This is a genomic window from Simiduia curdlanivorans (genome assembly GCF_030409605.1).
Classification (GTDB): Bacteria; Pseudomonadota; Gammaproteobacteria; order Pseudomonadales; family Cellvibrionaceae; genus Simiduia; species Simiduia curdlanivorans.
The window spans coordinates 1,417,481-1,443,383 of sequence record NZ_JAUFQG010000004.1; the positions used below are offsets into that span (position 1 = coordinate 1,417,481).

At 49.5% G+C, this 25,903-nt stretch carries 37 protein-coding genes; 29 read left to right on the top strand and 8 right to left on the bottom strand.

The window, feature by feature from the left end:
* Positions 1 to 7: 7 nt before the first annotated feature.
* The 29 genes from rplC to QWY82_RS06575 all read left to right on the top strand — a co-directional run bounded on the left by rplC (position 8) and on the right by QWY82_RS06575 (position 17,588).
* Positions 8 to 652 carry a 50S ribosomal protein L3 gene (gene rplC / locus QWY82_RS06435; RefSeq protein WP_290260730.1) on the top strand — a complete coding sequence of 215 codons (645 nt, stop codon included), beginning with the start codon at positions 8 to 10 and terminating at the stop codon, positions 650 to 652.
* Positions 653 to 672: 20 nt separating this feature from the next.
* A complete protein-coding gene (gene rplD, locus QWY82_RS06440; RefSeq protein WP_290260731.1) occupies positions 673 to 1,287 on the top strand; it encodes a 50S ribosomal protein L4 in 615 nt (204 codons plus the stop codon).
* Entirely contained in the window at positions 1,284 to 1,577 is a 294-nt protein-coding gene (rplW, locus tag QWY82_RS06445) for a 50S ribosomal protein L23 (protein ID WP_290260732.1), read from the top strand. Before rplD ends, rplW begins: the two co-directional genes overlap by 4 nt.
* Positions 1,578 to 1,590: 13 nt before the next feature.
* The gene (gene rplB, locus QWY82_RS06450) at positions 1,591 to 2,418 is read left to right on the top strand and encodes a 50S ribosomal protein L2 (protein WP_290260733.1); all 828 of its coding nucleotides are present in this window, start codon (positions 1,591 to 1,593) and stop codon (positions 2,416 to 2,418) included.
* Positions 2,419 to 2,449: 31 nt separating this feature from the next.
* The gene (gene rpsS / locus QWY82_RS06455) at positions 2,450 to 2,728 is read left to right on the top strand and encodes a 30S ribosomal protein S19 (RefSeq protein ID WP_183911533.1); all 279 of its coding nucleotides are present in this window, start codon (positions 2,450 to 2,452) and stop codon (positions 2,726 to 2,728) included.
* 15 nt (positions 2,729 to 2,743) lie between these two features.
* On the top strand, positions 2,744 to 3,076 hold the full coding sequence (gene rplV / locus QWY82_RS06460; RefSeq protein WP_290260735.1) for a 50S ribosomal protein L22: 333 nt from the start codon (positions 2,744 to 2,746) through the stop codon (positions 3,074 to 3,076).
* A 13-nt stretch (positions 3,077 to 3,089) separates the two neighbouring features.
* Positions 3,090 to 3,767, top strand: a complete 678-nt coding sequence (rpsC, locus tag QWY82_RS06465; RefSeq protein ID WP_290260736.1) for a 30S ribosomal protein S3 — start codon at positions 3,090 to 3,092, stop codon at positions 3,765 to 3,767.
* Positions 3,768 to 3,779: 12 nt separating this feature from the next.
* On the top strand, positions 3,780 to 4,193 hold the full coding sequence (gene rplP, locus QWY82_RS06470) for a 50S ribosomal protein L16 (RefSeq protein ID WP_290260737.1): 414 nt from the start codon (positions 3,780 to 3,782) through the stop codon (positions 4,191 to 4,193).
* A complete protein-coding gene (gene rpmC / locus QWY82_RS06475; RefSeq protein WP_290260738.1) occupies positions 4,193 to 4,384 on the top strand; it encodes a 50S ribosomal protein L29 in 192 nt (63 codons plus the stop codon). The genes rplP and rpmC overlap by 1 nt, the downstream gene beginning before the upstream one ends.
* A 2-nt stretch (positions 4,385 to 4,386) precedes the next feature.
* The gene (gene rpsQ, locus QWY82_RS06480; protein WP_290260739.1) at positions 4,387 to 4,653 is read left to right on the top strand and encodes a 30S ribosomal protein S17; all 267 of its coding nucleotides are present in this window, start codon (positions 4,387 to 4,389) and stop codon (positions 4,651 to 4,653) included.
* Between the two features lie 37 nt (positions 4,654 to 4,690).
* Positions 4,691 to 5,059 (top strand): 50S ribosomal protein L14, encoded by a 369-nt coding sequence (gene rplN, locus QWY82_RS06485; RefSeq protein ID WP_290260741.1) that lies wholly within the window; start codon positions 4,691 to 4,693, stop codon positions 5,057 to 5,059.
* A gap of 35 nt (positions 5,060 to 5,094) precedes the next feature.
* A complete protein-coding gene (gene rplX, locus QWY82_RS06490) occupies positions 5,095 to 5,412 on the top strand; it encodes a 50S ribosomal protein L24 (RefSeq protein ID WP_290260742.1) in 318 nt (105 codons plus the stop codon).
* A gap of 18 nt (positions 5,413 to 5,430) precedes the next feature.
* A complete protein-coding gene (gene rplE, locus QWY82_RS06495; RefSeq protein WP_290260743.1) occupies positions 5,431 to 5,970 on the top strand; it encodes a 50S ribosomal protein L5 in 540 nt (179 codons plus the stop codon).
* A gap of 10 nt (positions 5,971 to 5,980) precedes the next feature.
* Entirely contained in the window at positions 5,981 to 6,286 is a 306-nt protein-coding gene (gene rpsN, locus QWY82_RS06500; RefSeq protein ID WP_290260744.1) for a 30S ribosomal protein S14, read from the top strand.
* A 28-nt stretch (positions 6,287 to 6,314) separates the two neighbouring features.
* Positions 6,315 to 6,707 carry a 30S ribosomal protein S8 gene (rpsH, locus tag QWY82_RS06505; RefSeq protein ID WP_290260745.1) on the top strand — a complete coding sequence of 131 codons (393 nt, stop codon included), beginning with the start codon at positions 6,315 to 6,317 and terminating at the stop codon, positions 6,705 to 6,707.
* A gap of 12 nt (positions 6,708 to 6,719) precedes the next feature.
* Entirely contained in the window at positions 6,720 to 7,253 is a 534-nt protein-coding gene (gene rplF, locus QWY82_RS06510; protein WP_290260746.1) for a 50S ribosomal protein L6, read from the top strand.
* A 9-nt stretch (positions 7,254 to 7,262) separates the two neighbouring features.
* Positions 7,263 to 7,613, top strand: coding sequence for a 50S ribosomal protein L18 (gene rplR, locus QWY82_RS06515; protein WP_290260747.1), 351 nt, complete (start codon positions 7,263 to 7,265; stop codon positions 7,611 to 7,613).
* A 10-nt stretch (positions 7,614 to 7,623) separates the two neighbouring features.
* Positions 7,624 to 8,133 (top strand): 30S ribosomal protein S5, encoded by a 510-nt coding sequence (gene rpsE, locus QWY82_RS06520; RefSeq protein WP_290260748.1) that lies wholly within the window; start codon positions 7,624 to 7,626, stop codon positions 8,131 to 8,133.
* 34 nt (positions 8,134 to 8,167) lie between these two features.
* The gene (gene rpmD / locus QWY82_RS06525; RefSeq protein ID WP_290260749.1) at positions 8,168 to 8,353 is read left to right on the top strand and encodes a 50S ribosomal protein L30; all 186 of its coding nucleotides are present in this window, start codon (positions 8,168 to 8,170) and stop codon (positions 8,351 to 8,353) included.
* A 1-nt stretch (position 8,354) separates the two neighbouring features.
* Positions 8,355 to 8,789, top strand: coding sequence for a 50S ribosomal protein L15 (gene rplO / locus QWY82_RS06530; RefSeq protein WP_290260750.1), 435 nt, complete (start codon positions 8,355 to 8,357; stop codon positions 8,787 to 8,789).
* 12 nt (positions 8,790 to 8,801) lie between these two features.
* Complete coding sequence (secY, locus tag QWY82_RS06535) at positions 8,802 to 10,118, top strand: preprotein translocase subunit SecY (RefSeq protein WP_290260751.1); 1,317 nt, start codon at positions 8,802 to 8,804, stop codon at positions 10,116 to 10,118.
* Between the two features lie 29 nt (positions 10,119 to 10,147).
* Positions 10,148 to 10,264 carry a 50S ribosomal protein L36 gene (gene rpmJ / locus QWY82_RS06540; protein ID WP_015047163.1) on the top strand — a complete coding sequence of 39 codons (117 nt, stop codon included), beginning with the start codon at positions 10,148 to 10,150 and terminating at the stop codon, positions 10,262 to 10,264.
* A 219-nt stretch (positions 10,265 to 10,483) separates the two neighbouring features.
* Complete coding sequence (gene rpsM, locus QWY82_RS06545) at positions 10,484 to 10,840, top strand: 30S ribosomal protein S13 (protein ID WP_290260753.1); 357 nt, start codon at positions 10,484 to 10,486, stop codon at positions 10,838 to 10,840.
* Positions 10,841 to 10,880: 40 nt separating this feature from the next.
* Positions 10,881 to 11,273 (top strand): 30S ribosomal protein S11, encoded by a 393-nt coding sequence (rpsK, locus tag QWY82_RS06550; RefSeq protein WP_183911551.1) that lies wholly within the window; start codon positions 10,881 to 10,883, stop codon positions 11,271 to 11,273.
* 13 nt (positions 11,274 to 11,286) lie between these two features.
* Positions 11,287 to 11,907 carry a 30S ribosomal protein S4 gene (gene rpsD, locus QWY82_RS06555; protein WP_290260754.1) on the top strand — a complete coding sequence of 207 codons (621 nt, stop codon included), beginning with the start codon at positions 11,287 to 11,289 and terminating at the stop codon, positions 11,905 to 11,907.
* A 22-nt stretch (positions 11,908 to 11,929) separates the two neighbouring features.
* The gene (locus QWY82_RS06560) at positions 11,930 to 12,922 is read left to right on the top strand and encodes a DNA-directed RNA polymerase subunit alpha (protein ID WP_290260755.1); all 993 of its coding nucleotides are present in this window, start codon (positions 11,930 to 11,932) and stop codon (positions 12,920 to 12,922) included.
* Between the two features lie 78 nt (positions 12,923 to 13,000).
* Positions 13,001 to 13,381: a 50S ribosomal protein L17 gene (rplQ, locus tag QWY82_RS06565; RefSeq protein ID WP_290260756.1), complete on the top strand. Its 381-nt coding sequence runs from the start codon at positions 13,001 to 13,003 to the stop codon at positions 13,379 to 13,381.
* Between the two features lie 293 nt (positions 13,382 to 13,674).
* On the top strand, positions 13,675 to 15,921 hold the full coding sequence (locus tag QWY82_RS06570) for a TonB-dependent receptor (protein WP_290260757.1): 2,247 nt from the start codon (positions 13,675 to 13,677) through the stop codon (positions 15,919 to 15,921).
* A gap of 62 nt (positions 15,922 to 15,983) precedes the next feature.
* Complete coding sequence (locus tag QWY82_RS06575) at positions 15,984 to 17,588, top strand: tetratricopeptide repeat-containing sulfotransferase family protein (RefSeq protein WP_290260758.1); 1,605 nt, start codon at positions 15,984 to 15,986, stop codon at positions 17,586 to 17,588.
* A 3-nt stretch (positions 17,589 to 17,591) separates the two neighbouring features.
* On the opposite strand, the gene uvrA is transcribed toward QWY82_RS06575, so the two are convergent.
* From uvrA to QWY82_RS06615, 8 genes are all read right to left on the bottom strand, one after another.
* Positions 17,592 to 20,468 (bottom strand): excinuclease ABC subunit UvrA, encoded by a 2,877-nt coding sequence (gene uvrA / locus QWY82_RS06580; RefSeq protein WP_290260759.1) that lies wholly within the window; start codon positions 20,466 to 20,468, stop codon positions 17,592 to 17,594.
* Positions 20,469 to 20,558: 90 nt separating this feature from the next.
* Positions 20,559 to 21,677, bottom strand: coding sequence for a hypothetical protein (locus QWY82_RS06585; RefSeq protein ID WP_290260761.1), 1,119 nt, complete (start codon positions 21,675 to 21,677; stop codon positions 20,559 to 20,561).
* 22 nt (positions 21,678 to 21,699) lie between these two features.
* Positions 21,700 to 22,272 (bottom strand): hypothetical protein, encoded by a 573-nt coding sequence (locus tag QWY82_RS06590; protein WP_290260763.1) that lies wholly within the window; start codon positions 22,270 to 22,272, stop codon positions 21,700 to 21,702.
* A 187-nt stretch (positions 22,273 to 22,459) separates the two neighbouring features.
* The gene (locus QWY82_RS06595; protein WP_290260764.1) at positions 22,460 to 23,323 is read right to left on the bottom strand and encodes a CsgG/HfaB family protein; all 864 of its coding nucleotides are present in this window, start codon (positions 23,321 to 23,323) and stop codon (positions 22,460 to 22,462) included.
* A 14-nt stretch (positions 23,324 to 23,337) separates the two neighbouring features.
* Positions 23,338 to 23,739, bottom strand: a complete 402-nt coding sequence (locus QWY82_RS06600) for a curli assembly protein CsgF (RefSeq protein WP_290260765.1) — start codon at positions 23,737 to 23,739, stop codon at positions 23,338 to 23,340.
* A gap of 10 nt (positions 23,740 to 23,749) precedes the next feature.
* On the bottom strand, positions 23,750 to 24,163 hold the full coding sequence (locus QWY82_RS06605; RefSeq protein WP_290260766.1) for a CsgE family curli-type amyloid fiber assembly protein: 414 nt from the start codon (positions 24,161 to 24,163) through the stop codon (positions 23,750 to 23,752).
* Between the two features lie 11 nt (positions 24,164 to 24,174).
* A complete protein-coding gene (locus QWY82_RS06610) occupies positions 24,175 to 24,831 on the bottom strand; it encodes a LuxR C-terminal-related transcriptional regulator (RefSeq protein WP_290260768.1) in 657 nt (218 codons plus the stop codon).
* 370 nt (positions 24,832 to 25,201) lie between these two features.
* Positions 25,202 to 25,753, bottom strand: a complete 552-nt coding sequence (locus tag QWY82_RS06615; protein ID WP_290260769.1) for a hypothetical protein — start codon at positions 25,751 to 25,753, stop codon at positions 25,202 to 25,204.
* Positions 25,754 to 25,903 lie beyond the last annotated feature (150 nt).

Below are 25,903 nucleotides of genomic sequence, written 5' to 3' on the forward strand. Positions count from 1 at the left end.
TTTAAAAATGACAATAGGTATTGTCGGTCGCAAAAGCGGCATGACCCGTATCTTCACTGAAGACGGTGTCTCTATCCCAGTAACGGTGGTTGAAGTTGAGCCAAACCGTATTACTCAGGTTAAGAGCGTCGAAACTGATGGCTACTCTGCTGTGCAGGTAACTCTTGGTTCGCGTCGCGCTTCCCGCGTTGTAAAATCTGCTGCTGGTCATTTTGCCAAAGCTAATACAGAAGCCGGTCGTGGTCTGTACGAGTTGCGCAATGACGGTGGTGAAGCTTTCGAAGTTGGTTCAGAAATTACTGTTTCCGCGTTCGAAGCTGGTCAAATCGTAGACGTCACTGGAACATCCAAAGGTAAGGGCTTCGCTGGTACTGTTAAGCGTTGGAACTTCACCATGCAGGATGCTACCCACGGTAACTCCCTTTCTCATCGCGTACCTGGCTCTATTGGCCAGTGCCAGACTCCTGGTCGCGTGTTTAAAGGCAAAAAGATGACCGGCCATATGGGTGATGAGCGCGTAACCGTTCAAAATCTTGAAGTGGTTAAGGTCGATGCAGAGCGTAATTTGCTGTTGATCAAAGGCGCAGTACCTGGTGCTCCAGGTGGTGACGTCATCGTGCGTCTCGCTGTTAAAGCGCGCAACAACGGCTAAGTTTCCGAGGGGGATCGACCATGGAATTGAATATTACTACTCCAGCAGGCGCCAAAGGTACGGTTAACGTATCTGACGTAGCGTTTGCTCGCGAGTTCAATCAAGACTTGGTGCACCAAGCGGTTGTTGCTTATATGGCAGCAGCGCGTCAAGGCACCAAAGCGCAGAAGACTCGCGCTGAAGTTTCTGGTGGCGGCGCCAAGCCTTGGCGTCAAAAAGGTACGGGTCGTGCTCGTGCAGGTACAACTCGCGGTCCGCTATGGCGTACCGGTGGTGTAACTTTCGCAGCCAAGCCACGTAGCTTTGACCAGAAGTTAAACAAGAAAATGTATCGCGCTGCCATGCAGTGCATCATGTCTGAACTTGCTCGCCAAGAGCGTTTGATTGTTGTTGATAGCTTCGAGCTTGATGCACCAAAAACAAAAGCATTGGTAGGTCAGTTGGCTCAATACAATCTTTCAGATGTGTTGATCGTCACTGAAGAGTTAAACATGAATCTTTATCTGGCAGCTCGCAACCTGCACAAAGTTGACGTTCGTGACGCAGAGGGTGTTGACCCTGTAAGTCTGATTCGTTTCGACAAGGTTGTAGTAACTGTTCCTGCTCTGAAGAAGCTTGAGGGGATGTTGGCATGAACCAAGAACGCATTTATAAAGTGTTGCTAGGTCCGGTCATTTCCGAAAAAGCGGCCGGCGCAGGTGAGCAAGATCAAGTGGTTTTCAAAGTGCTTCCAAGCGCTGAAAAAACTGAGATCAAAGCTGCAGTAGAAAAGCTTTTTAGTGTGAAGGTTGTAAGCGTTCGCACAATCAACGTGAAAGGCAAGACCAAGCGTACTAAGCATGGTATGGGCCAAAAGAGCGATTGGAAGAAGGCTTACGTTCGTCTCGAGCAGGGTCAAGATATTGACTTTGCAGTAGCAGAGTAAGGGGATTGTTGAGATGGCAATTGTAAAACGCAAACCAACCTCTCCTGGCCGTCGCTTTGTTGAGAGCGTTGTAAATCCTGAACTACACAAAGGCGCGCCTTATGCACCTTTGTTAGAGAAGAAAAGCAAGACCGGTGGTCGTAACAACAACGGTCGCATCACTACCCGTCATATCGGTGGTGGTCATAAGCAGCATTATCGCGTTATCGATTTTAAGCGCTTGAAGGACGGTATTCCGGCCAAAGTTGAGCGTTTGGAATACGATCCAAACCGCAGCGCAAACATTGCGTTGGTGTGTTACGCCGATGGTGAGCGTCGTTACATCATTGCACCGAAAGGTCTGCACGCTGGCGATCAAATCGTGAGCGGCGAAGCAGCGCCAATCAAGCCAGGTAATACTTTGCCATTGCGCAATATTCCTGTGGGTGCCGTGATTCACTGTATTGAGCTTAAGCCTGGTAAGGGTGCTCAGTTAGTGCGTTCTGCGGGTACTTCTGCGCAGTTGGTTGCCCGCGATGGCGCCTACGCTACCCTGCGTCTTCGCAGCGGTGAAATGCGTAAAGTTCTGAGTGATTGTCGTGCGACGTTAGGCGAAGTGTCTAACAGCGAACACAGTCTGCGTTCACTAGGTAAAGCCGGTGCCAAGCGTTGGCGCGGTGTTCGTCCTACTGTTCGCGGTGTGGCGATGAACCCGGTTGATCACCCGCACGGTGGTGGTGAAGGCCGCACCTCTGGTGGTCGTCATCCGGTTACTCCATGGGGTGTGCCAACTAAGGGTTATAAGACTCGTAGTAACAAGCGCACAGATAACATGATTGTTCGTCGTCGCGGCAAGAAGTAATCGCGCGACTTAGCTGATTAGGGGAATTACAGTGCCACGTTCACTGAAGAAAGGTCCTTTCATCGATCTTCACCTGTTGAAGAAGGTCGAAGCAGCGATCGAAAAGAATGATCGCCGTCCAGTTAAAACCTGGTCGCGTCGCTCGATGATCATGCCAGATATGGTTGGTCTAACGATTGCTGTGCACAACGGGCGTCAACACGTTCCGGTTCTGGTCAACGAAGAAATGGTTGGTCATAAACTGGGCGAATTCGCCGCCACTCGCACTTACCGCGGTCATATCGCGGATAAGAAAGCGAAGAAGCGTTAATTCGAGGTTATGACGATGGAAGTAGCAGCAAAATTACGCGGTGCTCGCTTATCAGCGCAAAAAGCTCGACTGGTTGCTGACCAGATTCGTGGCAAGCGCGTTGACGAAGCTCTCGATATCTTAGCGTTCAGCCCCAAAAAGGGCGCCGTTTTGATCAAGAAAGTTTTGGAATCAGCGATTGCTAACGCAGAGCACAACGATGGTGCCGATGTGGATGAGTTGAAGGTTTCTACGATTTTTGTCGACGAAGGTCTGACAATGAAGCGTATTCAGCCTCGAGCTAAAGGTCGCGCAGACCGTATTTGTAAGCGCACCTGCCACATTACCGTTAAAGTAGCAGACAAGTAAGAGAGCAGGCGTTATGGGTCAGAAAGTACATCCGACAGGTATTCGTCTGGGTATCGTTAAGAAGCACACTTCTGTTTGGTATGCTGGAAGTGGCGATTACGCAGATAAGCTTTACACCGATTTGAAAGTGCGTGAGTACATTCAAAAGGAGCTTGCCAGTGCGTCTGTAAGTCGCATTGATATCGAGCGTCCTGCGAATACCGCTCGCGTTACCATCCACACTGCCCGTCCAGGCATTGTGATCGGTAAGAAAGGCGAAGACGTTGAGAAATTGCGCAGTGCTATTACCGCTAAAATGGGCGTGCCTGTACATATCAACATCGAAGAAATCCGCAAGCCTGATCTGGATGCGGCTCTGGTAGCACAAAGTGTTGCACAACAGTTGGAGCGTCGAGTGATGTTCCGCCGCGCCATGAAGCGCGTTGTGCAAAACGCCATGCGTCAGGGCGCTGAAGGGATCAAGGTGCAGGTAGGTGGTCGTTTGGGCGGTGCAGAAATTGCACGTTCCGAATGGTACCGCGAAGGACGTGTGCCGTTGCACACCCTGCGTGCAGATATTGACTACGCTACAGCCGAAGCGAAAACCACTTACGGCATCATTGGCGTGAAAGTATGGATCTTCAAGGGCGAAGTTCTTGGTGGTGAAACACCAGTAGAAACTGCAGCGCCTAAGAAGAAGTCTTCTAAGTAAGGGGTACGCAACATGCTGCAACCGAAGCGTACAAAGTTTCGCAAGCAAATGAAAGGCCGCAATCGCGGCTTGGCCCAGCGTGGCTCTAAAGTTAGCTTTGGCGAATTTGGCTTAAAAGCTATTGCCCGCGGACGCATCACTGCTCGTCAGATTGAAGCGGCTCGTCGTGCAATGACTCGTCACATTAAACGTGGCGGTAAAATTTGGATTCGAGTGTTTCCAGATAAGCCAATTACCGAAAAGCCTTTGGAAGTTCGTCAGGGTAAAGGTAAGGGTAATGTTGAGTACTGGGTAGCCCAGATTCAACCAGGCAAAGTGTTGTATGAGATGGAAGGTGTTCCAGAGCAAATCGCTCGCGAAGCTTTCGCTCTGGCTGCAGCCAAACTGCCGCTGTCTACAACTTTCGTTAAGCGTACGGTGATGTAATGAAAACTTCAGAACTCCGCGAAAAATCAGTTGAAGAGCTGAATGCGGCGCTGTTGTCTGAGCTGCAAGCTCAGTTCAAGCTCCGTATGCAGGCAGCTACCGGTCAACTGAGCCAGACTCATCTGTTGAAGAACGCTCGTCGTGACATCGCACGTATTAAAACTGTGCTGACTGAAAAGGCAGGTAATTAACAATGGATCAGGCAAAAAAGACTGCGCGCACGCTGACCGGTAAGGTCGTTAGCAACAAGATGGACAAGTCCATTGTTGTTCTGATCGAGCGTCGCGAAAAGCACCCGATTTATGGCAAGTATGTTAGTAAATCATCTAAGTTGAAGGCTCATGACGAGAACAACGAGTGCAAGATGGGTGACGTTGTCACTATCGCTGAATCTCGTCCTCTGTCTAAAACTAAGTCTTGGGCTTTAGTTAAAATTGAAGAGCGCGCTGCTGAGATTTAGCTCAGTAACGCTCGATTAAGAGTTTCGGAGACGGACCATGATTCAAACTGAATCCTACTTAGAAGTGGCTGACAACAGTGGTGCTCGCCGCGTTATGTGTATCAAGGTGCTAGGCGGTTCACATCGTCGTTACGCATCTGTAGGTGACATCATCAAGGTCACCGTGAAGGAAGCAATTCCTCGCGGTAAGGTCAAAAAGGGTCAAGTGATGAAGGCTGTCGTAGTGCGCACTCGCAAAGGTGTTCGCCGCCCAGACGGTTCACTGATCAAATTTGATGATAACGCAGCTGTATTACTTAACAACCAAGATGCTCCAATTGGCACCCGTATTTTTGGGCCAGTTACACGTGAGCTTCGCGGTGACAAGTTTATGAAAATCATTTCTCTGGCACCTGAAGTACTGTAAGTACAGGCCAGAGTCAGAGAATCGAGGACAGGCAAATGCGTAAGATCAAACGTGATGACGAAGTGATTGTTATCGCCGGGCGCGATAAGGGCAAACGTGGCAAAGTAGTGCGCGTATTGGCCGACAATCGTTTGGTTGTTTCAGGCATTAACATGATTAAAAAACACCAGAAGCCAAACCCGCAAGCGGGTGTTGCTGGTGGTATCGTGGAAAAAGAAGCTGCGATTCAGGATTCTAATGTTGCAATATTTAATGCTGCAACTCAGAAAGCTGATCGTGTGGGCTTCAAAATTCTCGAAGACGGGAAGAAGATTCGCGTCTTTAAATCCAACGGCGAAGCCGTAGACGCATAAGCAGACCAGGTAGCAGAAATGGCTAGGCTGAAAGATCTTTACAAAAAAGAAATCGCGCCCAAGCTCCAGCAAGAGCTCGGACTCGCGAATGTAATGGAAATTCCACGCATCACCAAAATCACTCTGAACATGGGTGTTGGTGAAGCAGTTGGCGACAAAAAAGTGCTTGAGCACGCTGTCAAAAACTTGGAGCAAATTTCTGGGCAAAAGGTAGTTGTTACCAAGAGCCGGAAATCCATTGCAGGTTTTAAAATTCGTGATGGTTGGCCAATTGGCTGTAAGGTAACTTTGCGTCAGGATCGTATGTACGAATTCCTTGATCGCTTGGTTTCCATTGCGATTCCACGTATTCGCGACTTCCGGGGCATTAGCCCTAAGCAGTTCGACGGTCGTGGTAATTTTTCAATGGGCGTTACTGAGCAGATCATCTTCCCGGAAATCGATTACGATAAAATCGATAAAATCCGCGGTCTTGATATCTGTATCACGACTACTGCCCGTACCGATGAGGAAGGTCGCGCGCTGTTAAAAGCGTTCAACTTCCCATTCAAAGGATAAGGGTAGAACCATGGCCAAGAAATCTATGATTGCACGCGAATTAAAGCGTACAAATACAGTAGCCAAATTTGCTGCCAAGCGTGCAGAGCTGAAAGCTATTATTTCTAGCTCTTCTTCGTCTGACGAAGAAATCTGGGACGCACAGCAGAAATTGCAGGCAATGCCACGTGATGCAAGCCCGAGCCGTCAGCAGCGCCGCTGTCGTCTGACCGGTCGTCCGCACGCTGTATACCGCAAGTTCGGCCTGTGCCGTAACAAATTGCGTGAAGCAGCCATGCGCGGTGACGTGCCTGGTCTGGTTAAATCAAGCTGGTAATGACGGCTGTTTTCAGGAGCAGAATCCTATGAGTATGCAAGATCCTTTGGCAGATATGCTAACCCGCGTGCGTAACGCACAAATGGTTGGTAAGCCGAGCGTTACCATGCCGTCTTCAAACTTGAAGGCAAGCGTTGCACGCGTGCTGACAGAAGAAGGCTATGTATCAGGTTTTGATGTAAGCGAAGGCGTTAAGCCAGAACTGACCATCGAACTGAAATACTTCGAAGGTAAGCCAGTTATCGCTGAGCTTGACCGTGTAAGTCGTCCAGGCTTACGTAATTATGCTGGGAAAGATGAGCTGCCTTCAGTCCGTGGTGGATTGGGTGTTGCGATTGTTTCTACCAGTAAAGGTGTTATGACCGACCGCGCAGCACGTGTTGCTGGCGTGGGCGGTGAAGTGCTCTGCACTGTTTTCTAACGGGAAGTCGTCATGTCACGAGTTGCAAAAAGTCCGGTTGAAATACCTGCTGGCGTTGATGTTAGTCTGAAAGGTCAAAACATCAATATTAAAGGCAAGCAAGGTACATTGGCACTCGCGGTTCATACTTCGGTAGAAGTGAAGCAGGACGGTACCGTTCTGACTTTCGCACCGCGCGATAATGCCAAGCAGTCCAATGCGTTAGCGGGTACTACCCGTGCGCTGGTAAACAACATGGTTAAAGGTGTTACAGCCGGTTTCGAAAAGAAACTGACTCTCATCGGTGTTGGTTACCGTGCGAAAGCATCTGGAAACACTGTAAACCTGACGTTGGGCTTTTCTCATCCTATCGATTACACCCTCCCGGCGGGTGTAACGGCTGAGACCCCTAGTCAGACCGAAGTAGTACTGAAGAGCGCCGACAAGCAATTGCTTGGTCAGGTTGCTGCTGAGATTCGCGCATTCCGTCCACCAGAGCCTTACAAGGGCAAGGGTGTTCGCTATAGCGACGAAAATGTACTGCGTAAAGAAGCTAAGAAGAAGTAGGGCTAGGATATGAGCGACAAGAAAATTGCTCGTCAACGTCGTGCTACCAAGGCTCGTGCGAAAATCGCCGAGCTGAAAGTTACCCGTTTGACGATTCATCGCACTCCACGCCATATCTACGCCCAGATTATTTCTGGCGAGGGCGCCAAAGTGTTAGCTTGTGCATCAACTCTTGATAAGAGCTTGCGCGAAGGTAAAACAGGCAACGTAGATGCCGCCAAGGCTGTTGGCAGTCTGATCGCTGAGCGCGCGAAAGCCGCTGGCGTGACCCAAGTAGCGTTCGATCGCAGTGGTTTCAAATACCACGGTCGGATTAAAGCATTGGCCGACGCCGCGCGTGAAGCCGGCCTGGAATTCTAAGGGTTGAATCATGGCTTACGAAAAGAAAGATACAGGTAATACCGAAGGCTTGCAGGAAAAGCTAGTCCAGGTAAACCGCGTTGCAAAAACTGTTAAAGGTGGTCGTATTTTTGCGTTCACAGCATTGACAGTTGTTGGTGACGGAAACGGTAAAGTAGGTTTCGGTCGCGGTAAAGCGCGCGAAGTGCCTATCGCAATCCAGAAAGCTATGGAAGCTGCCCGTCGCAACATGATCCAAGTTGAATTGAATGGCGATACCATTCAGTACGCAACCAAGGGTCGCCACGGCGGTTCTAAAGTTTACATGCAGCCTGCTTCTCAAGGTACCGGTGTTATTGCCGGTGGTGCGATGCGTGCGGTGCTGGAAATTGCTGGCGTCCAAAACATTTTGTCTAAGTGCTACGGTTCTACCAACCCGGTAAACGTTGTACGTGCGACATTCGACGCGCTCAAGGCTATGGTTTCTCCGGAATCCGTTGCGGCTAAGCGTGGCAAAAGTGTTGAAGACATTTTGGGCTAAGGCCTGAGACAAGAACTGAGAATTCGGAACGACTATGGCTAAGAAAACTGTCAAAGTGACTCAGGTAAAAAGCTCAATCGGCCGCCTGAAAAAGCACCAAGCCTGTTTGAAGGGCTTGGGACTGCGTCGCATCGGCCACACTGCTGAAGTAGAAGATACTCCAGCAACACGTGGAATGATTAACAAAGTGACCTATATGGTCCAGGTTGAGGGAGAGTAATATGCGTCTTAATACTCTGAGCCCAAACCCCGGCCGCAATCATGCCAAGAAGCGCGTAGGTCGCGGTATTGGTAGCGGTTTGGGTAAAACTGCTGGTCGCGGTCACAAGGGTTTAAAATCCCGTTCTGGTGGCAGTGTTCGTCCAGGCTTCGAAGGCGGTCAAATGCCTTTGCAGAAGCGCTTGCCAAAGTTTGGCTTCTCTTCACGTATCGGCCGCGTCACTGCGGAAGTGCGTTTAGGCGAGTTAAATAAGGTAGAAGGCGAACTAATTGATTTGGAAGCGTTGAAGCGAGCTGATATCATCGGCACCAACATTAAACGCGCCAAGATCATGTTGTCCGGCGAGCTGACTAAAGCAGTTACCGTTAAAGGTCTTGCTGTTACCAAGGGCGCCAAAGCTGCGATTGAAGCCGCTGGCGGTAAAGTAGAAGAATAATACGAGGTCCCAATGGCGAGTAATCTGCCATTAGGAAATCAGAAAGGTTTAGGCGAGCTTTGGGCTCGCCTTCGTTTTCTGTTTCTGGCTATTGTTGTATATCGGATAGGGACTCACATCCCTGTACCAGGCTTAGATCCTGATCGTTTGGCTAGCTTGTTCAACCAAAACCAAGGCACTATCTTGGGTTTGTTTAACATGTTTTCCGGCGGTGCGCTCGAGCGCATGAGTATCTTGGCGTTGGGTATCATGCCTTACATTTCTGCATCGATTATTATGCAGTTGATGACGGCCGTAACCCCCTCTTTAGAACAGTTAAAGAAGGAAGGTGATGCGGGTCGGCGCAAGATTAGCCAGTACACTCGTTACTTCACGGTAATGTTGGCGACTTTCCAGGGTATCGCGATGGCGGTGGGTTTCTCTGGTCAGGCGTATGGCGGCGAACCGGGTTTTAGCTTCTATTTTATTGCGGTTGTGTCACTCGTGACCGGCGCCGTATTTATGATGTGGTTAGGTGAGCAGGTTACTGAGCGCGGTATTGGTAATGGTATATCCATGCTGATTTTCGCAGGTATCGTAGCCGGTCTACCCAGCGCGGTTGGTCAGGCATTTGAAAGCTCGCGTCAGGGCGATTTGCACATCCTGATGTTGTTGGCAATCACCTTCCTGGCGATAGCGATTGTGTGGTTTGTGGTGCGTGTTGAGCGTGGTCAACGCCGTATTACGGTGAACTACGCCAAGCGTCAGCAGGGGCGGCAAGCCTTCGCGGCGCAAACCAGCCATTTACCCTTGAAAGTGAACATGGCCGGTGTAATCCCGCCCATTTTCGCGAGTAGTTTACTGTTGTTCCCTGCCTCCATTTCCAGTTGGTTTGGTCAGGGTGAAGGTGCCGGTGCAGAGTTTTTACAAGAGTTGGCGTTAGCTATTGGCCCAGGCCAGCCGCTTAACTTCGTCTTGTTTGCTGCGATGATCATCTTCTTCTGCTTCTTCTATACGGCGTTGATGTTTAACCCGAAAGAAGTGGCGGATAACCTTAAGAAATCTGGTGCTTACATCCCAGGGATTCGTCCCGGTGAGCAGTCGGCTAAGTATATTGATACCGTGCTGACCCGCTTGACTGTTGTAGGTGCGCTGTACATGGCAGCAGTGTGTTTGTTGCCGCAGTTTTTGATCGTAGCGACCAATGTGCCTTTCTATCTAGGTGGTACTTCGCTATTGATTGTGGTTGTGGTTGTCATGGACTTTATGTCCCAAGTGCAAGCCCATTTAATGTCTCATCAGTATGATTCACTGATGAAGAAATCAAACTTGAAGAGTTTTGGCCGCTAGGGTCAGGGCTGATTTAAGCGAGGTAGAAAATGAAAGTTCGTGCTTCAGTTAAGAAAGTTTGCCGTAACTGCAAAATGGTCAAGCGCAACGGTGTTCTGCGGGTAATCTGCAGCGTTGAGCCACGTCACAAGCAGCGTCAAGGCTAATTTAAGTGCCGAAGTTGTTGTTTAGCAACTTCGGCAAAGCCAGTTTTGTGGGTACTGAAACCTACATTCTGGTCAGGGGGCGTTGACTGTCGCTTAGGGAGCAATCCCTCGGCTATTGCATTTCGCTGGTATGTTCGCTATCCTGCTGCGCCTTTTGGTGTAGTGGGTGGCGTGCTTTGCCGTCAACGCTACAATTTTGTGCTTTATGGAGTAAATTGAATGGCCCGTATTGCTGGTGTCAATATACCAGATAACAAACACGCGGTTATCTCCTTAACCTACGTTTACGGCATCGGTCGCCCGACTGCTAAAGTAATTCTGGCTGCGACTGGTATTGCTGAAACGACAAAGGTTGGCGAGTTGTCCGAAGAACAATTGGACGTGCTGCGTGGTGAAATCGCCAAGCGTACGGTTGAAGGCGATCTGCGTCGTGAAATCAACATGAACATCAAGCGATTGATGGATCTTGGTTGTTATCGCGGCTTGCGTCATCGTCGCAACCTACCACTTCGTGGTCAGCGCACCAAGACAAACGCCCGCACCCGCAAGGGTCCGCGCAAGCCAATTAAGAAATAAATTGGCTTTTCGGTAACCAAAGGTTTAGGAAGAGATTGCTATGGCCAAGCCAAGTAATAAGACTGTTCGCAAGAAAGTCAAAAAGACCGTGGTTGATGGTGTTGCCCACATCCACGCTTCTTTTAATAACACGATTGTGACCATCACCGACCGCCAGGGTAACACCCTTTCATGGGCGACTGCCGGTGGTTCAGGTTTCCGTGGTTCACGTAAAAGTACGCCATTTGCTGCACAGGTTGCTGCAGAGCGTGCAGGTCAGGCCGCGCAAGAATACGGCTTGAAGAACCTAGATGTGGAAGTAAAGGGCCCAGGCCCAGGCCGCGAATCTGCTGTTCGCGCGCTGAATAATGTTGGCTACAAAATTACCAACATCGTTGACGTCACGCCGATTCCACACAATGGCTGTCGTCCTTCCAAGAAGCGTCGCGTCTAAGGGGACTTGAACAATGGCACGTTATATCGGACCAAAGTGTAAGCTGGCGCGTCGCGAGGGAACAGATCTGTTCCTGAAGAGTGGCGCACGCCCGCTAGATTCAAAATGTAAGGCAGAAACTGCACCTGGCCAACATGGTCAACGTCGCGGTCGTTTATCCGACTACGGTGTGCAGCTTCGCGAAAAGCAAAAAGTTCGTCGTATTTACGGCATTCTTGAAAAGCAATTCCGTGGTTACTACAAAGAAGCAGCCCGTCGTAAGGGTGCAACCGGTGAAAACCTGTTGAAGCTGTTGGAAACGCGTTTAGATAACGTTGTTTACCGTATGGGTTTCGGTTCTACACGTTCCGAAAGCCGTCAGTTGGTTTCTCATAAGACGATTTTGGTTAACGGCAAGACCGTAAACATCCCGTCTTATCAAGTAGCTGAAGGCGACGTGGTTGCCGTGCGTGAAAAGTCAAAGACTCAGCTGCGTATTGCGCAAGCTCTGACCTTGGCTGCACAGCGCGCAGACGTTGAGTGGGTTGATGTGAGCAGCGATAAGAAGGAAGGCACTTTCAAGCGCGTTCCCGATCGTGGCGATCTATCTGCCGACATCAACGAAAACCTGATCGTTGAACTTTACTCCAAGTAATTAACCCCTAACAGGAACGGCTATGCAGAGTGCAGTAAACGAGTTTTATACACCGCGTCATATCGACGTTACCGAATTGAGCTCAACCCGCTCAAAGGTGGTTCTAGAGCCTCTGGAGCGTGGTTTTGGTCATACGTTGGGCAATGCGTTGCGTCGCATATTGCTATCTTCCATGCCCGGTTGTGCGATCACCGAAGTTAAAATCGACGGTGTACAACACGAGTACAGCGCTATCGAAGGCGTGCAGGAAGACGTTATCGAAATCCTGCTCAACCTGAAGGGTGTGGCAGTAATCATGCACGGTAAAGATCAGGTTGAACTGACTTTATCGAAAAAAGGTGCGGGCGTTGTAACCGCTGGCGATATCCAAGTTGATCACGAAGTTGAGATTAAAAATCCCGACCACGTTATTGCTAATATCACCGGTGACAAAGCGCTCAACATGAAGCTGACCGTGTCACGCGGTCGCGGCTATGAGCCAGCTGATCAGCGTCACAGCGACGAGGAAGAAACTCGCGCTATTGGTCGCTTGCAGTTGGATGCATCTTTCAGCCCGGTTAAGCGCTTAGCTTATTCAGTAGAAAGTGCGCGTGTTGAACAGCGTACCGATTTGGATAAGTTAGTGTTGGATTTAGAGACCAATGGCACAATCGAGCCAGAGGAAGCTATCCGTCGCGCAGCTACTATCCTGCAGCAGCAGTTGGCAGTATTTGTTGATCTGGAAGGCGAGAAAGAAGCTGAGCCAGTGCGTAAAGAAGAAGAAATCGATCCGGTGCTGTTGCGCCCAGTTGATGACCTCGAGCTTACCGTACGCTCTGCCAATTGCTTGAAAGCTGAGAACATTTACTACATCGGCGATCTGATTCAGCGCACCGAAGTTGAGCTGTTGAAGACCCCGAACCTGGGTAAAAAGTCACTGACCGAAATCAAAGATATTCTTGCTTCGCGCGGTTTGTCTTTGGGTATGCGTCTTGAAAACTGGCCACCAGCTAGTCTTCGTTCAGACGACAAGTAGGTAGATTCTGTGCGCGGTACGCCGCGCGCTTAACAAGATTTGCTGTGATAGCAATCAGAATGAATAGGATTTAGCGTCATGCGTCATCGTAAAAGTGGCCGTCAACTGAATCGTAACAGCTCACACCGTAAGGCTATGTTCAAGAACATGGCGATTTCTTTGGTTGAGCATGAACTGATTAAGACTACTTTGCCAAAGGCAAAGGAACTGCGCCGCGTCGTAGAGCCTTTGATCACTTTGTCAAAGACTGACAGTGTTGCAAACCGTCGTTTAGCGTTCAGCCGTCTGAACAATGATAAAGCGGTTGGTAAGCTGTTCAACGAACTAGGCCCACGCTTCGAAGGCCGCCCCGGCGGTTATGTTCGTATTTTGAAATGTGGTTTGCGTACCGGCGACAAGGCTCCTATGGCCTATGTTGAGTTGGTTGATCGCAATGCCAAGGTTGAAGCTGCTGAGTAATTAGCGCTGAGATCAAAAAAAGGCCGAGCTTATGCTCGGCCTTTTTTTTGCCCTCATTCTAGGCGTTAATATTTTTCTAATGGCAATCGCGACATTCGTCTTTCCTCGCGGTTCCTATGTCGGCATAGATATCCTTGATTTTAAGGCGGAGTTACCAATTTGCGACAGACCCGTACAGCAAAAAGGCGCTCGAGTGAGCAAAGTCTTGTTGACGGTTTAGCGGCCGCTTAGCATGAGTGCTCATAATATTATCAGCCCTAATGTAGGTTGGTTAAAAATCACTGGAGATATCAATGTTTAAGCCCCGTCTACTTTCCCAAGCGCTCGCTATGTCAGCGGTTAGTCTGTCCGCACCACATGTTCTGGCTCAAGACGCCGCCATCTTCGATATCGAAGAAGTTATCGTTACGGCGACCCGACGTGCAGAAGGCGTCCAGGATATTCCCTATAACATTACAGCAGTGAATGGCGAAGCGCTCCGTGAGCTCGGCGCCACAAGCTTGTCAAAAATGGCCCAATTTGTTCCTGGTATGCAGATGGTTGATGCTGGTGCGCGCGGTACCAGCCTGGTGACCCTAAGGGGGATGAACATTGGAGGCTTACAAGCGTCAGAAAACCAAGGCGGTAAAGATGTCATTTCCCGTTATGTAAACGACACACCTTTATTAATCGACTTTAAACTCATCGACATTGAGCGGATTGAAGTGTTACGTGGTCCTCAGGGCACGCTTTACGGTCGTGGCGCCATGGGTGGTACCGTTCGTTATATCTTGAACAAGCCAAGCACTGAGGCTTTTGAAGGCGAAGTTTACGGCAAGATGTCGCAAAACGCCGAAAGTGACAGCCTGTCCTATGAAACCAATGCGATAGTAAATATTCCCTTGTCAGAAACGGTTGCGGCGCGCTTTGCCGTAGGCTATCTCGATGATGCGGGCTTTATTGATTACACCGACGTGCTCACTCAACCAGGCATATCAAACAATTCCCGCGTTGTAAAAGATGCTAATAACGAACAAACCACTAGTGCTCGCGCTTCCTTGCGCTGGGAGCCTACCGAGGAGTTCTATGTACAAGCTAATTACTTCGTGCAAGATCAAGATGCAGGCGCGCGTCAGGCAGGTAATGAGCTTTATACCGGCAACAAATATCATTCCGCCATGCGTTACGTTGAGCCCTATGAAGCTAAAGATCAGCTTGCTAACGTAGAGTTTGATTGGAAAACCGATTATGTAGAGATTTTCTCCACTACTTCTTTAGCCAGTTTTACCGGTAGAGGTCAGCGCGATCAAACCGATCTATTGGTTGTGGATATTTGGCCTGGTTACGCCGATTTCCCAGAGTTTTCGGCGTTCACGCAAGAGCTTGATGATGTAGATACCTTAGTGCACGAGACGCGCTTCCTTTCTACGGGCGATGGCGCAATCGACTGGATCGCCGGCATCTACTACGAGAATGAAGAGTCCGAAGGTTCGTCTACAGAGTACACGCCTGGGTATCAGGATTGGGCTGGTATCGATACCGGTTGGGGTGAGGTTGAATATCTAGCTACGAATAAGGATACCTTTACCGAAAAAGCGGTGTTTGGTGAGGTTACCTGGCACATCACCGATGCCATGCAGGTAACCGGTGGCTTACGTCGCTTCGAGCAAACCTTGAATATCAAAGAAGATTGTACATTACTCGCGATCTACAACTGGAATGGCACTCCTGGTGATGCTACAGAGCCCGAGTGTGATTCGGGTAAGGGCTCGGTTAAAGATTCTGTCGGTAAGCTCAATGTATCTTATGACCTTACCGAAGATATGATGGTGTATGGAACTTGGGCTGAAGGCTTCCGCCGCGGTGGAGTTAATATTGGGCCTGGCCTGCTTGCTAGTGAAAAAACCTACGCGCCAGACAAGGCTACAAACTATGAGCTAGGTTTGCGCTCTACTTGGGTTGATGGTCGAGTTACGGCTAATGCGGCGTTGTTTCAGATTGATTGGTCTGACTTGCAAGTACCCACCAAGTCTCAAGAAAATGCGTTAAACATTACTAAGAACGGTCAGGAAGGTCAGATTCGAGGCGTTGAATTAACCTTGCAGGCCTATGCAACAGAGCGACTTCGCCTTGATGGCTGGATAACTTTCTACGACACGCAGCTGACAGAGGATGCGCCTGAAATTAACGGTCTTGAGGGTGACGCCTTTCCAGGTGTACCAGAGTTGCAATTTAACTTAGCCGCTGATTACAGCATTCCGTTAGGTGCCGCTGAGTTAGTTCTTCGTGGTAACTACTACTGGAAAGACTCGGTAGCAACCCAGTTAAACGACACCATTGCTAACAACGGTGATTACGTTGAGCTCGATAGCTACGGCTTGCTCAACCTGAGCGCTGACTACGTGCAAGATCAATGGAATGTGAAGCTATTCATTGATAACGCAACTAATGAGTACTACGAGAATGGTGCACGTGGCGAAGCACGTTACGGTGATCGCGGTTCGTTCCGTTACGTGGGCAATCCACGCATGATAGGATTGGAAGCAGGTTACCGTTTCTAATTACTGTTTTTTGTTACAAAAAGGCGGCCTCGTGCCGCCTTTTTTCTGGGAGTGAACGGCTGTTGGATACTCAAGTTGAATGGTCTGCATTGCTCGCCCAAAGTCGGCAAGCCATGTCAGAACAAAATTGGCCGCGACTAAATCAATGCTGCAAGGCGTGGTTAAGTCGCTGGCCAAATCATTCTGAAGGTCACTTTCTTGCAGGTGTGCTCGCCGGGCAATCAGAGAGATATCAACTTGCTGCGCGCGCCTTTGAACGCGCCTTAAGTCTAGATGAGCAGCGCTGTGACGCGGCGGTTCATCTGGCCCGTTGTTTAGTTCGAACAGCTGAGCATGGCCGCGCAGCCGAATTAGTTCGCATAGCGAGTCCGGATATACAAAGCAGTGCATTTCTGCTCGATTTGGCCGGCTCGGTGTTGACCCACGTTGGGTGTCATCTAGAGGCGCTGCCTTATTTCACTAAAGCCGTTCAGCTAAAACCGTCGAATCCGCATTACTTAAGTAATCTCTCTGCGTGCGCACTGTTCAATGGCGAGATGTTATTGGCGCGCGATAGTCTCTTGAAAAATCTAGAATTAAGGCCGAAAGACGCACGTGCTTGGTGGCAGCTTTCACGCTTAAAGCAGAGCGCGCCTGAAGTCCTTAGCGGCCAAATTTGTCAATTTCTTTCTAGTTGGTCTGAACCACAAGATCTCGCTTATGCTAATTATGGCTTAGGTAAGTTAGCGGAAGATGTCGATGATTGGGTGAGTGCTTCCCGTTATTATCAAGCGGCTGCAGCACAGGCAAAGTTAATCGCACCGCCATATAATCAAGCAACAGAATCGGCTTTAGTTTCCGCTATTATTAAGCATTACGATGCCAGCTGGCTTGCCCAAGCTAAGCTCGCGGCAGTAAAAATTAATGCGTCTGACGAAACGAATCCGCTCTTTATTGTTGGTTTACCGCGTACCGGCACCACACTGGTGGATGCAGTTCTGTGTGCCCACTCTGCAGTGTCTGGTGCAGGCGAGTTACAGTTTCTTGGTGTAGGTGTTAAGTCTTTGAGTGGAGTCTTAAGTGCAGACCCAATTAATGCCGACATAATGACGGCAATGGCGGGTGTTAATGCTGACAAGCTGGCTGAGCGTTATTGGCGTGAATCGAATTATTTGGGGCGATTAGGCCGTTATCGAACTGATAAGCTGCCCTTTAATTATTACTACCTTGGGCTCATTGCAGCCGCTTTCCCGCGCGGGAAAATTGTCCATCTGACGCGCCACCCGCTTGACGCTTGCTTTGCCATCTATAAACAGTTGTTCGCCGGTGCCTATGCGTTTTCATACAACCTTGATGAGTTGGCGGAATACTATTTAGGTTATCACCGCTTGATGGCGCATTGGCGAAGTTTACTGGGCGATCGCTTGGTCGAGGTTAGTTACGAAAATTTGGTTGCCAACCCAGAAGAGGAGATTCGATCATTATTGGTGCGGTTGGATTTACCGTTCGAGTCAGCCTGCCTCAATTTTCATCAGCAAAAAAACACCGTAGCAACAGCAAGTGCGGCGCAAGTGCGGGAAAAGCCGCATACGCGCTCCGTCGGTCGATGGCAGCACTTTACCGAGTTAATGGCGCCGGTTAGAGAAAAATTAACCCAAGCCGGCGTGCTCCAATTTGCGCGTAATTGAAATTTAAGCTTTTGCTTTTTTAGTCTTAGTGCTTTTCGGCTTCGGCGCAGGGCCGGCTTTGGCCAACATGGGTTTCAAAAATTGACCCGTGTAAGACTGTTTAACTTTGGCAACATCCTCGGGTGTGCCCTGAGCGATAATTTCGCCACCGCCGCTGCCGCCTTCTGGCCCTAGGTCGACGATCCAATCCGCGGTTTTTATAACGTCTAAATTGTGTTCGATAACGACGACGGTATTGCCGTGATCGCGCAACCTATGCAGTACGTTTAATAGTTGTTGAATGTCGTAAAAATGCAGGCCGGTAGTCGGTTCATCGAGAATATAGAGGGTTTTACCTGTGTCGCGTTTAGATAGTTCTTTGGCGAGCTTGACCCTTTGCGCTTCGCCGCCAGACAGTGTTGTAGCGGCTTGGCCAAGGCGAATATAGGAAAGGCCAACATCCATCAATGTCTGTAATTTTTTCGCGATTGCAGGAACCGCGTCGAAAAATTCACGCGCATCCTCAACGGTAAGATCCAATACTTCATGAATGTTCTTACCCTTGAATTTTATTTCAAGGGTTTCGCGGTTGTAGCGTTTGCTTTTGCACACATCGCAAGGCACGTAGACATCGGGTAAAAAGTGCATTTCTACTTTAGTGACGCCGTCGCCTTGGCAGGCCTCACAGCGGCCACCTTTCACGTTAAAGCTAAACCGGCCAGCTTTGTAGCCGCGCGAGCGCGCTTCTTGCGTGCCGGCAAAAATGTCGCGAATTGGGGTGAAAATACCGGTATAGGTTGCTGGGTTTGAACGCGGCGTGCGGCCAATCGGGCTTTGATCAATATCGACACACTTGTCAAACTGATCCATGCCCTTAATGCTTTTATAGGGTGCAGGTTTTAGTGTGGTGGCCTTATTAAGTTCTGTTGCAGCGATGGGGTGCAGCGTTGCATTCACCAACGTTGATTTACCAGAGCCTGATACCCCGGTTACACAGGTCATTAAACCTACCGGAATTGTCAGCGTGACATCTTTCAAGTTGTTGCCGGTGGCGCCAGAAAGTATCAGCTCTTGCTTGGGGTCATAGGGCGTGCGTTTGCTTGGAATCGCAATAGATTTTCGGCCAGAGAGGTAGTCCGCCGTGAGCGAATTCTTCGCCTTAAGTACTTGTTGGTAAGTGCCCGCTGCCACCACTTCGCCGCCATGCACGCCGGCACCAGGGCCAATATCTATGAGGTAGTCGGCGCTGCGAATGGCATCTTCGTCGTGTTCTACCACGATCACCGTGTTACCCAGATCGCGTAGGTGCGTTAGCGTGCGAAGTAAGCGCTCATTATCGCGCTGGTGTAGGCCGATGGAGGGTTCGTCCAGAATGTACATTACGCCCACAAGGCCCGCACCAATCTGGCTGGCTAGCCTAATACGTTGCGCTTCGCCGCCGGATAGTGTTTCGGCGCTACGGCTAAGGGTTAGGTAATTGAGCCCAACATCGACCAGAAAGCGAAATCGATCCTGCAGCTCTTTCAGAATCTTACTGGCAATTTCTTGTTTACTGCCGGCAAATTTGAGCTTATTAAAATAATCGTAGGCCTCGCCCACCGGAAGGTTGGTAATTTCGGGTAGCGGTCGGTTGTCGATAAACACATTGCGCGCATCTTTGCGTAAACGTGTGCCTTCACATTCCGGGCAACTTTGATGGGACAGAAATTTAGTCAGATCTTCGCGCACCATTTGCGAATCCGTATCGCGGTAACGGCGCTCCATATTGGGCATGACGCCTTCGAAACAGTGGGTGCGCTGGTAGATGTCGCCGCGGTCATTGACATAGCGAAAGGAAATTTCCGTTTCGCCTGAGCCTTTTAACACTGCATCGCGATCTTTTTTGCGCAATTTCTTCCAGGGTGTATCGATAGAAAATTTATAGTGCTCGGCGATGGAGGTGAGCATGTGGAAGTAATAAACGTTTCTACGATCCCAGCCGCGAATGGCACCTTCGGCGAGGGTGAGCTCTTCATCGTGGACAATTTTTTCTTCGTCGAAGTATTGGCGCATACCAAGACCGTCGCAGCTTGGGCAGGCGCCGGCGGGGCTGTTAAATGAAAATAGGCGCGGTTCGAGTTCTGCGAGGCTGTAATCGCAAATAGGGCAGGCGTGTTTGGCGCTAAAAATGCGGTCTGCACCATCGCCATCCATGTAGCTGATCATGGCTTGGCCCTCGGCCAAGTTCAGTGCTGTCTCGAAAGATTCCGCCAGTCTAAGCTGCAAGTCATCTTTAACTTTAAAACGGTCAACCACGACATCAATTGCGTGCTTTTTCTTTTTATCTAATGCCGGCGCATCGTCCAGATCAACCACAAGGCCGTCGATGCGAGCGCGAATAAATCCATCGCGTTTTAATTGCTCGAGTATATGTAAGTGCTCACCTTTGCGGTCTCGCACTAGGGGCGCCAGCAGCATGATTTTTGTGCCTTCGGGCAAAGCCAAAACCTGGTCGACCATTTCGCTGACGGTTTGAGCGGCCAAAGGCTCGCCGTGAATAGGGCAGCGAGGCTCGCCAACGCGAGCGTAAAGTAGGCGCAGGTAATCATAGATTTCGGTGATGGTGCCCACGGTGGAGCGCGGGTTATGTGAGGTGGACTTTTGCTCGATGGAAATGGCCGGGCTGAGGCCCTCCACATGGTCGACATCGGGCTTGTCCATCATCGATAAGAATTGGCGCGCGTAAGTCGATAGAGATTCGACGTAGCGGCGCTGGCCTTCTGCGTAGAGGGTGTCAAAGGCTAAGGAAGACTTGCCGGAACCGGAGAGCCCCGTGACGACGACGAGTTTGTCTCTAGGAATATCGAGATCGATATTTTTTAGGTTGTGGGTGCGTGCGCCTCTAACTTGAATAGTATCCACTGACAGCAGTTCTCATAACGTAGAAAACTCAACAGTATATCTATCCGCCTAGGCGATGTCAGGAACAAGGGGCCTTTCGGCCCCTTTTAATCAGTTTTGGGTTACGACCGCATTATTGCCGGCACCGCCAGACTGCATAATGGTGGCGTAATCGTAGGCGCCCGTTTGTTGAATCAAGGCTGTATTGCTCAAGCCCGCTTGGCCTAGGCCGGTTTGATCCACAAGTGCGGTATTGCCCATGCCGCCTTGATCAATCATGGCCTCGTTGTAATCGCCTGCCTGTACCGCTTGCGCGTAACCGGCTTCGCCATACTGGTCAATTTGCGCAACGTCCGCGGTGCCATTTTGATCCACGTAAGCGCTATTGAACTGCCCTTCCTGATTGACGATGGCCAAATGAATGCCGAGCGGCCCCTGCATAATGGTGGCGTCGTTAAACTCACCGGCTTGTGCAGTATAGGCTTCGCTGCCGAAAGAGCCTGATTGCGTGGTGCTCGCCGTGTTGCCAGTGCCGGTTTGGCTGATGTCTGCTATGGCGTAATCGGAGATGGCATTCTGATCAATGGTGGCCAAATGTGACGAGCCTTCTTGGCTAATGCTGGCGCTGGCAACCCAGGCATCATCTTGGTAAATCGCGGCGGATTGTGCGAAGCCTGTTTGGAAAATATAGGCATCGTCTAGCAGCGTATTGGTTTGCTGGATGTAGGCGTCTGAACCTTCGGTCTCGACCTGTTCGATCTCGGCATTGTTGACTTCAGCATTTTCTTGAACGATGGCGCTGGTTGAGGAAAAAGCGAAGGTTTGGGTGATGCTGGCCGTATTGCCCGCAGCGCTTATCTGATCTATGTCTGCGCTGCTATCGTCGGAAATAAGCTCCTGCACAATGTCGGCGCCATTGTCTTCGCCTTCTTGAGTAATAGTGGCGCTGGCAAACCAGCTATCTTCTTGGAAGATGGAGGCGCGGTTAGCCGTGCCGGTAGTGTCGATGGTTGCCGTCATCGCATTGGTGCTGTTGGCTTGCACAACTGATGCACCATTGCTATCGCCTGATTGAGTTACCGACGCGGTGGCGTCTTGGACATTTACCTGGTCAATGGTGACATCGTTTAAGTCACCGAATTGGGTGCTGTCTGCGATGTTGTTATCTGCAATGGCCTGTACCGATGCCAGAGAAATTGCAAGAGCCAAAGGGGTAAGTAGCTTTTTCATATCATCTTCCTCGTTGATGGGGTTACTGCAGTTGTCTGACGCTCACCTGCTGGTGATCGCCATATTGGGTTATCGTGCTGGCGTGATTGCTACCAGTTTGGTCAACAATGGCGGCATTGTAATTACCGCTTTGAATCACGAGTGCTTGGTTTTGATTGCCGTGTTGGCTGATATCAGCGTTGTTGCCATAGCCATTTTGTTGAACTGTGGCTTTGTTTAGCGAGCCGTTTTGTAGAATGTGGGCGATATTGTGATCGCCGTTCTGTTCGCTAAAGGCTGTATTTTGTGCGCCAATTTGCTCTGCGTTAACAACGTTAGCCAGCCCTACTTGGCTAATAATTAACTCGTTCTCGATGCCGGACTGGGACGCAATAATATTGTTGTCATTGCCAACCTGACTCGCTATTGCGAGATTGTTGAACGCGTAATTTTCAAGGTCGACATTAAAACTTTCGATGTCGATCGCTTTACCGTCAATGTCTGGTGAGGCTTGTACACTCGTGTTAATTAACATTGAAAGGCAAAGCGAAAGGGCGAGCGCGAGCAGCTTAGGTTCAACTATTTTTATTATTTTCCGAACGGTCGCTATTTTCATTCGACAATCCCTGTTAGCAAGCGGAATGTCATTGTGGTAGTAGTGTTGGCGCATCTCTATAGCGCGCTAGACTGAAAATAAAAGTATGTTTTTAATTTGCCCCCCTAAAATGATGAGTTAAAAATTAACCTATATTACAACCTTCGTATGATCAAATTTTAACTTTTGATTTCAGTTGAAATTATTCCTAATGAATGGCGGGTTCCTGCGACATATATTGCTGTAATGTCGAGTTATTCACCTCATTCATGTTCGCTAGCGCCCAAGAGTTATCTTCTATGCCTTGGGCAATTAAATGTATCAGTGCCGACTCTATGGCGGATAGTACACAGAGCTGGGCAGGCTCATTTGTTGTTGTTCCCGCTTCAATTTCCAGTAGGCGCTTGTATTCGACGAAGCGAAACACACCGGTGGTGATTTCTTGCGAAAGGATGGACTTGGTTGTTAGCACGCTGTGCAATATGCGGCCAGAGCGAATATCGATGGCGCGAATGTTTACAGTAACTTGGTCTGCACGGTATTGCTCCGAAGCGCCAATGCCGAAATAGCGTGCGCCTGCACCGCCAGTTTTGATGTTGGATTCGTAGGCCACAATACCACCTTCGATCAAAACATTTGCGGCTAATAAAGACGGCAGCTCATCGTCATTATTTGTGGGAGTGTCAGGTTTTTTGAGCGCAGCACGAATAATTTTCCGCTCGGTTAGAAGGTTTTGTAAGCCCTCTCGCTCGAGGGGGATAAACCAGCCAGACTCATTCATAGCGTTAATCAGCATGGCGGTTGCACCTTGGGTTACCGCTGTTGAAAATGAACTTGCTGGGATAGGTTTATATTGGCCGGTTTGATCGCGAAAGTTGTACACAGTGGCAACTATCTTTCCGCGTGGGCTAGGTAGGCTTTTAAGATCTCGGTAGGTGCTGGCGCGAGGCGTTAGAGTTGCTTCGGTAAGGCCCGGGCCAAATAAGCTTTCACTGGTGTTCTGTGCCATCTGGCAGCCGGTTAAAAAAAATAGGTTGGCTGCGAAAAAAAGCCGAGCAATAGGGTTTAACATGTTTCTTCCTGAAATTAATTTTGTGGGTCCAACCCTGAAACCACAATTTCGGTAACTTCGTTAGTGTGTCTATCGGTAATGACGACGGTGAGTGTGCCGCCATCGTCAACTAAATCAACAATAAAATCGTCGGTTTGTAAGCTGCCACTGTTGCCCGAGCCGACGTCCGTTAAGAGTTGGTTGAGAAGTCGCGACTGTAGCGAGCTGGTAAATCGCTCTAGGTCGGTGGGTGCCGAATAGCCATCTTTGCCCAGGTCTGGGTTCTTATAGGTGTCTTGTGCTTGTGCATTGCCAAGTAAGTAATTGCCATTCAGCGCATTGCCGCCGAAATTCGGATTAACAGGCGTGTAAATTAATTCGGAGGCATAACTGAACGTTGACGATAAGAAAATTAATACAAACAATACTTTTTTCATTATTAGGTCTCTAGTATTCATCCTGATCGAGATCGAAGGTGTCCATAAACATCAGCTGCAATTTACGTTGTTGAGCGGCTGCATGAATCTGCTGCGCTGCTGCATTGGCCTCTTGTTGAATATCAATTCTGCCCGGCGGCAAAAAACGCCGATAAACTTCTTGGTTTTCTGTGGTTACCCAAATAAGGCTGCCCCAGCGAGCCGAAGGTCGCTCGTACACCACAAGGTTGTAGTCGTTGTTTGCGCTGAAATTTGCATTGCGGTAATCACTTAGATGGCGCGCAAATTCATGCCCTGCACGGGTGATAGTGCTGTCTTGAGTGAAGCCTGAAATTTCATTTTCAATTTCATCTGGCCAGCAGGGTGCGGTTACAGCAAATCCAAGCAAACACATAGCCAAGAACGGGAATCTGATACGCGTCACAGTAGGCTGGCCTAGATATTGTTTCTCGCCCAGTTGCTCGCTTGTAACCGATTTTTAACTTCAATCTTTTTAAATACGTTATACAGATGGCTTTTTATCGTGTGTTCGCTGACAAACAGCGACTCGGCAATTTGTAAATTGGTGGCGCCGTCAGCCAACAGCTCCATGATTTGCAATTCCCTGCGGGTAAGCAATTGGCGCGAGCCAGAGTCCATCGGCGGGCGGCGATTTTGCTCAATCAGCTGATGGGTGACGCGCCTAGGTAGCCACAAGTGACCAGCAATAAGTGCCTCTAGGCCTTTGATTAATTGGTTGTGGTCGGCGTTGATGTAAAACATACCTTTGACCTGCGGCCATTCGGCTAGATGCTCCTGCTCGGAGCTTTGGATCACATTGAACAGCGCGATAACTAAGCGGCTGTGTTTGCTTTGCAGCCCTTGCAGGAGCGCGCGTAGCGCGCCGAGGTCGGTATGTTGCGCATCCACTAGCAATAGGTTTTGGTCGGACGCTAGTAGCTGGCTAACTTGATGCGCTTGATCGGTCAGCTTGCAGGTTAATTTAAGGCGCTCGGCCATTAGATTAGCCAGCATTTTGGACTGCATGCTGGATTCACTGAGAAGCACCATGGTTTCTGCAGTGTTTAAAAATTCAGTGCTAGTGGCGTTCATAATGTGGGAGTCCATTTTATAGGTTTACGCGATCCGTGGCGTGCCAGCGTCTAAGAGTAAAGTTTCAAATTTAGTACTGCAAGGCAGGCGCTATTATGACTGTAAAAATAGCACCTAAGTATGGAACTGTTAGATGTTTTTGTCGGTTAATTTGAGCTTTTTAGATAACCTAGTTGTAATTTTTATTTCCAAATAGCGGTTGCTCAGGATGAAATTACCGTCAGCGCGCTTGGTGGCCGCTTTATGAGGGGAAATTGACTGCAATGGTTAGCAATTGAGGAGAGATGTTGCTTGTTGGTACTTCCGTAGCAGTCATATTGGGGGCGAAAAAAAAGGCTCATATAATGAACCTTTTGATGGTACCGCAGTATTATTTTCCAGCGGCCGTGGCAGCGGCTTCGCTGAAGCCTGCTGTGAGTGCATTGGCGACCAGTTGCTCGTCCATGCCAATGGCCAGAGCTCTATCTTGCACGGCAGATGCCAGCATCGGGCGTTCCGAGACAACGGCTAAAATCATGTCGCTCGCAAGGTTGTTGTCAGCGCCAGCTAAGGTGGCTTCTAGCTCGTTCAATAGTTGCTCGTCGCCAACGGAATTGATTGCCACTTGGGCTTCAACCGAAGCAATGGTTAAATCGGCTTGGGCCACAGAGGCGGCCAACTGATTAAAGGCCTCTTGGGTGCTGACGTCGCGAATGGCGAAATTGGCTTCGGCGATGGCGATGGTTAGATCGGCTTCAGCTATCGAGGCCGTAAGCAGATTGACCGCTTCCTGCGACTGCACCTGCATGATCGCCTCTTCCGCGAAGGCGATACTGTTGTCGAGCGCCGCAATTGCATTGCGGGCATCTTTACTCGCGGTATCTGCTTGTGCCACGGCGGCGGTTGCCACGAGGGCGAGAAATAGAGCGGTGCGCTTGATCATCGTTACATCCTGATGTTTATTGTGATTTTGCCAAGTACTCGATCGTCAAGGTTGCTTGGGCGATTAAAATATAACCAAGTTACTATAGCTCGGAGCCCCTAGCTAAGCAATTAGCACTAAAGACACCTTAGTTATAGATCCTCGCATAAT

Bases quoted from the DNA above. Each gene is read 5' to 3' on its own strand.
- secY (WP_290260751.1), top strand. From the start codon at position 8,802: ATGGCGAGTAATCTGCCATTAGGAAATCAGAAAGGTTTAGGCGAGCTT.
- rplQ (WP_290260756.1), top strand. From the start codon at position 13,001: ATGCGTCATCGTAAAAGTGGCCGTCAACTGAATCGTAACAGCTCACAC.
- QWY82_RS06585 (WP_290260761.1), bottom strand. From the start codon at position 21,677: ATGAAAAAGCTACTTACCCCTTTGGCTCTTGCAATTTCTCTGGCATCG.
- rplV (WP_290260735.1), top strand. From the start codon at position 2,744: ATGGAAGTAGCAGCAAAATTACGCGGTGCTCGCTTATCAGCGCAAAAA.
- rpmJ (WP_015047163.1), top strand. From the start codon at position 10,148: ATGAAAGTTCGTGCTTCAGTTAAGAAAGTTTGCCGTAACTGCAAAATG.
- rpsE (WP_290260748.1), top strand. From the start codon at position 7,624: ATGGCTTACGAAAAGAAAGATACAGGTAATACCGAAGGCTTGCAGGAA.
- rplB (WP_290260733.1), top strand. From the start codon at position 1,591: ATGGCAATTGTAAAACGCAAACCAACCTCTCCTGGCCGTCGCTTTGTT.
- rplP (WP_290260737.1), top strand. From the start codon at position 3,780: ATGCTGCAACCGAAGCGTACAAAGTTTCGCAAGCAAATGAAAGGCCGC.
- rplF (WP_290260746.1), top strand. From the start codon at position 6,720: ATGTCACGAGTTGCAAAAAGTCCGGTTGAAATACCTGCTGGCGTTGAT.
- rplW (WP_290260732.1), top strand. From the start codon at position 1,284: ATGAACCAAGAACGCATTTATAAAGTGTTGCTAGGTCCGGTCATTTCC.
- rpsN (WP_290260744.1), top strand. From the start codon at position 5,981: ATGGCCAAGAAATCTATGATTGCACGCGAATTAAAGCGTACAAATACA.
- QWY82_RS06570 (WP_290260757.1), top strand. From the start codon at position 13,675: ATGTTTAAGCCCCGTCTACTTTCCCAAGCGCTCGCTATGTCAGCGGTT.
- rpmD (WP_290260749.1), top strand. From the start codon at position 8,168: ATGGCTAAGAAAACTGTCAAAGTGACTCAGGTAAAAAGCTCAATCGGC.
- rpsD (WP_290260754.1), top strand. From the start codon at position 11,287: ATGGCACGTTATATCGGACCAAAGTGTAAGCTGGCGCGTCGCGAGGGA.
- rpsH (WP_290260745.1), top strand. From the start codon at position 6,315: ATGAGTATGCAAGATCCTTTGGCAGATATGCTAACCCGCGTGCGTAAC.
- rpmC (WP_290260738.1), top strand. From the start codon at position 4,193: ATGAAAACTTCAGAACTCCGCGAAAAATCAGTTGAAGAGCTGAATGCG.
- rpsK (WP_183911551.1), top strand. From the start codon at position 10,881: ATGGCCAAGCCAAGTAATAAGACTGTTCGCAAGAAAGTCAAAAAGACC.
- QWY82_RS06615 (WP_290260769.1), bottom strand. From the start codon at position 25,753: ATGATCAAGCGCACCGCTCTATTTCTCGCCCTCGTGGCAACCGCCGCC.
- QWY82_RS06610 (WP_290260768.1), bottom strand. From the start codon at position 24,831: ATGAACGCCACTAGCACTGAATTTTTAAACACTGCAGAAACCATGGTG.
- QWY82_RS06595 (WP_290260764.1), bottom strand. From the start codon at position 23,323: ATGTTAAACCCTATTGCTCGGCTTTTTTTCGCAGCCAACCTATTTTTT.
- rplN (WP_290260741.1), top strand. From the start codon at position 4,691: ATGATTCAAACTGAATCCTACTTAGAAGTGGCTGACAACAGTGGTGCT.
- rplC (WP_290260730.1), top strand. From the start codon at position 8: ATGACAATAGGTATTGTCGGTCGCAAAAGCGGCATGACCCGTATCTTC.
- rplR (WP_290260747.1), top strand. From the start codon at position 7,263: ATGAGCGACAAGAAAATTGCTCGTCAACGTCGTGCTACCAAGGCTCGT.
- rplO (WP_290260750.1), top strand. From the start codon at position 8,355: ATGCGTCTTAATACTCTGAGCCCAAACCCCGGCCGCAATCATGCCAAG.
- QWY82_RS06560 (WP_290260755.1), top strand. From the start codon at position 11,930: ATGCAGAGTGCAGTAAACGAGTTTTATACACCGCGTCATATCGACGTT.
- rpsC (WP_290260736.1), top strand. From the start codon at position 3,090: ATGGGTCAGAAAGTACATCCGACAGGTATTCGTCTGGGTATCGTTAAG.
- rplX (WP_290260742.1), top strand. From the start codon at position 5,095: ATGCGTAAGATCAAACGTGATGACGAAGTGATTGTTATCGCCGGGCGC.
- rplE (WP_290260743.1), top strand. From the start codon at position 5,431: ATGGCTAGGCTGAAAGATCTTTACAAAAAAGAAATCGCGCCCAAGCTC.
- rpsM (WP_290260753.1), top strand. From the start codon at position 10,484: ATGGCCCGTATTGCTGGTGTCAATATACCAGATAACAAACACGCGGTT.
- QWY82_RS06600 (WP_290260765.1), bottom strand. From the start codon at position 23,739: ATGAAAAAAGTATTGTTTGTATTAATTTTCTTATCGTCAACGTTCAGT.
- rpsQ (WP_290260739.1), top strand. From the start codon at position 4,387: ATGGATCAGGCAAAAAAGACTGCGCGCACGCTGACCGGTAAGGTCGTT.
- QWY82_RS06590 (WP_290260763.1), bottom strand. From the start codon at position 22,272: ATGAAAATAGCGACCGTTCGGAAAATAATAAAAATAGTTGAACCTAAG.
- rplD (WP_290260731.1), top strand. From the start codon at position 673: ATGGAATTGAATATTACTACTCCAGCAGGCGCCAAAGGTACGGTTAAC.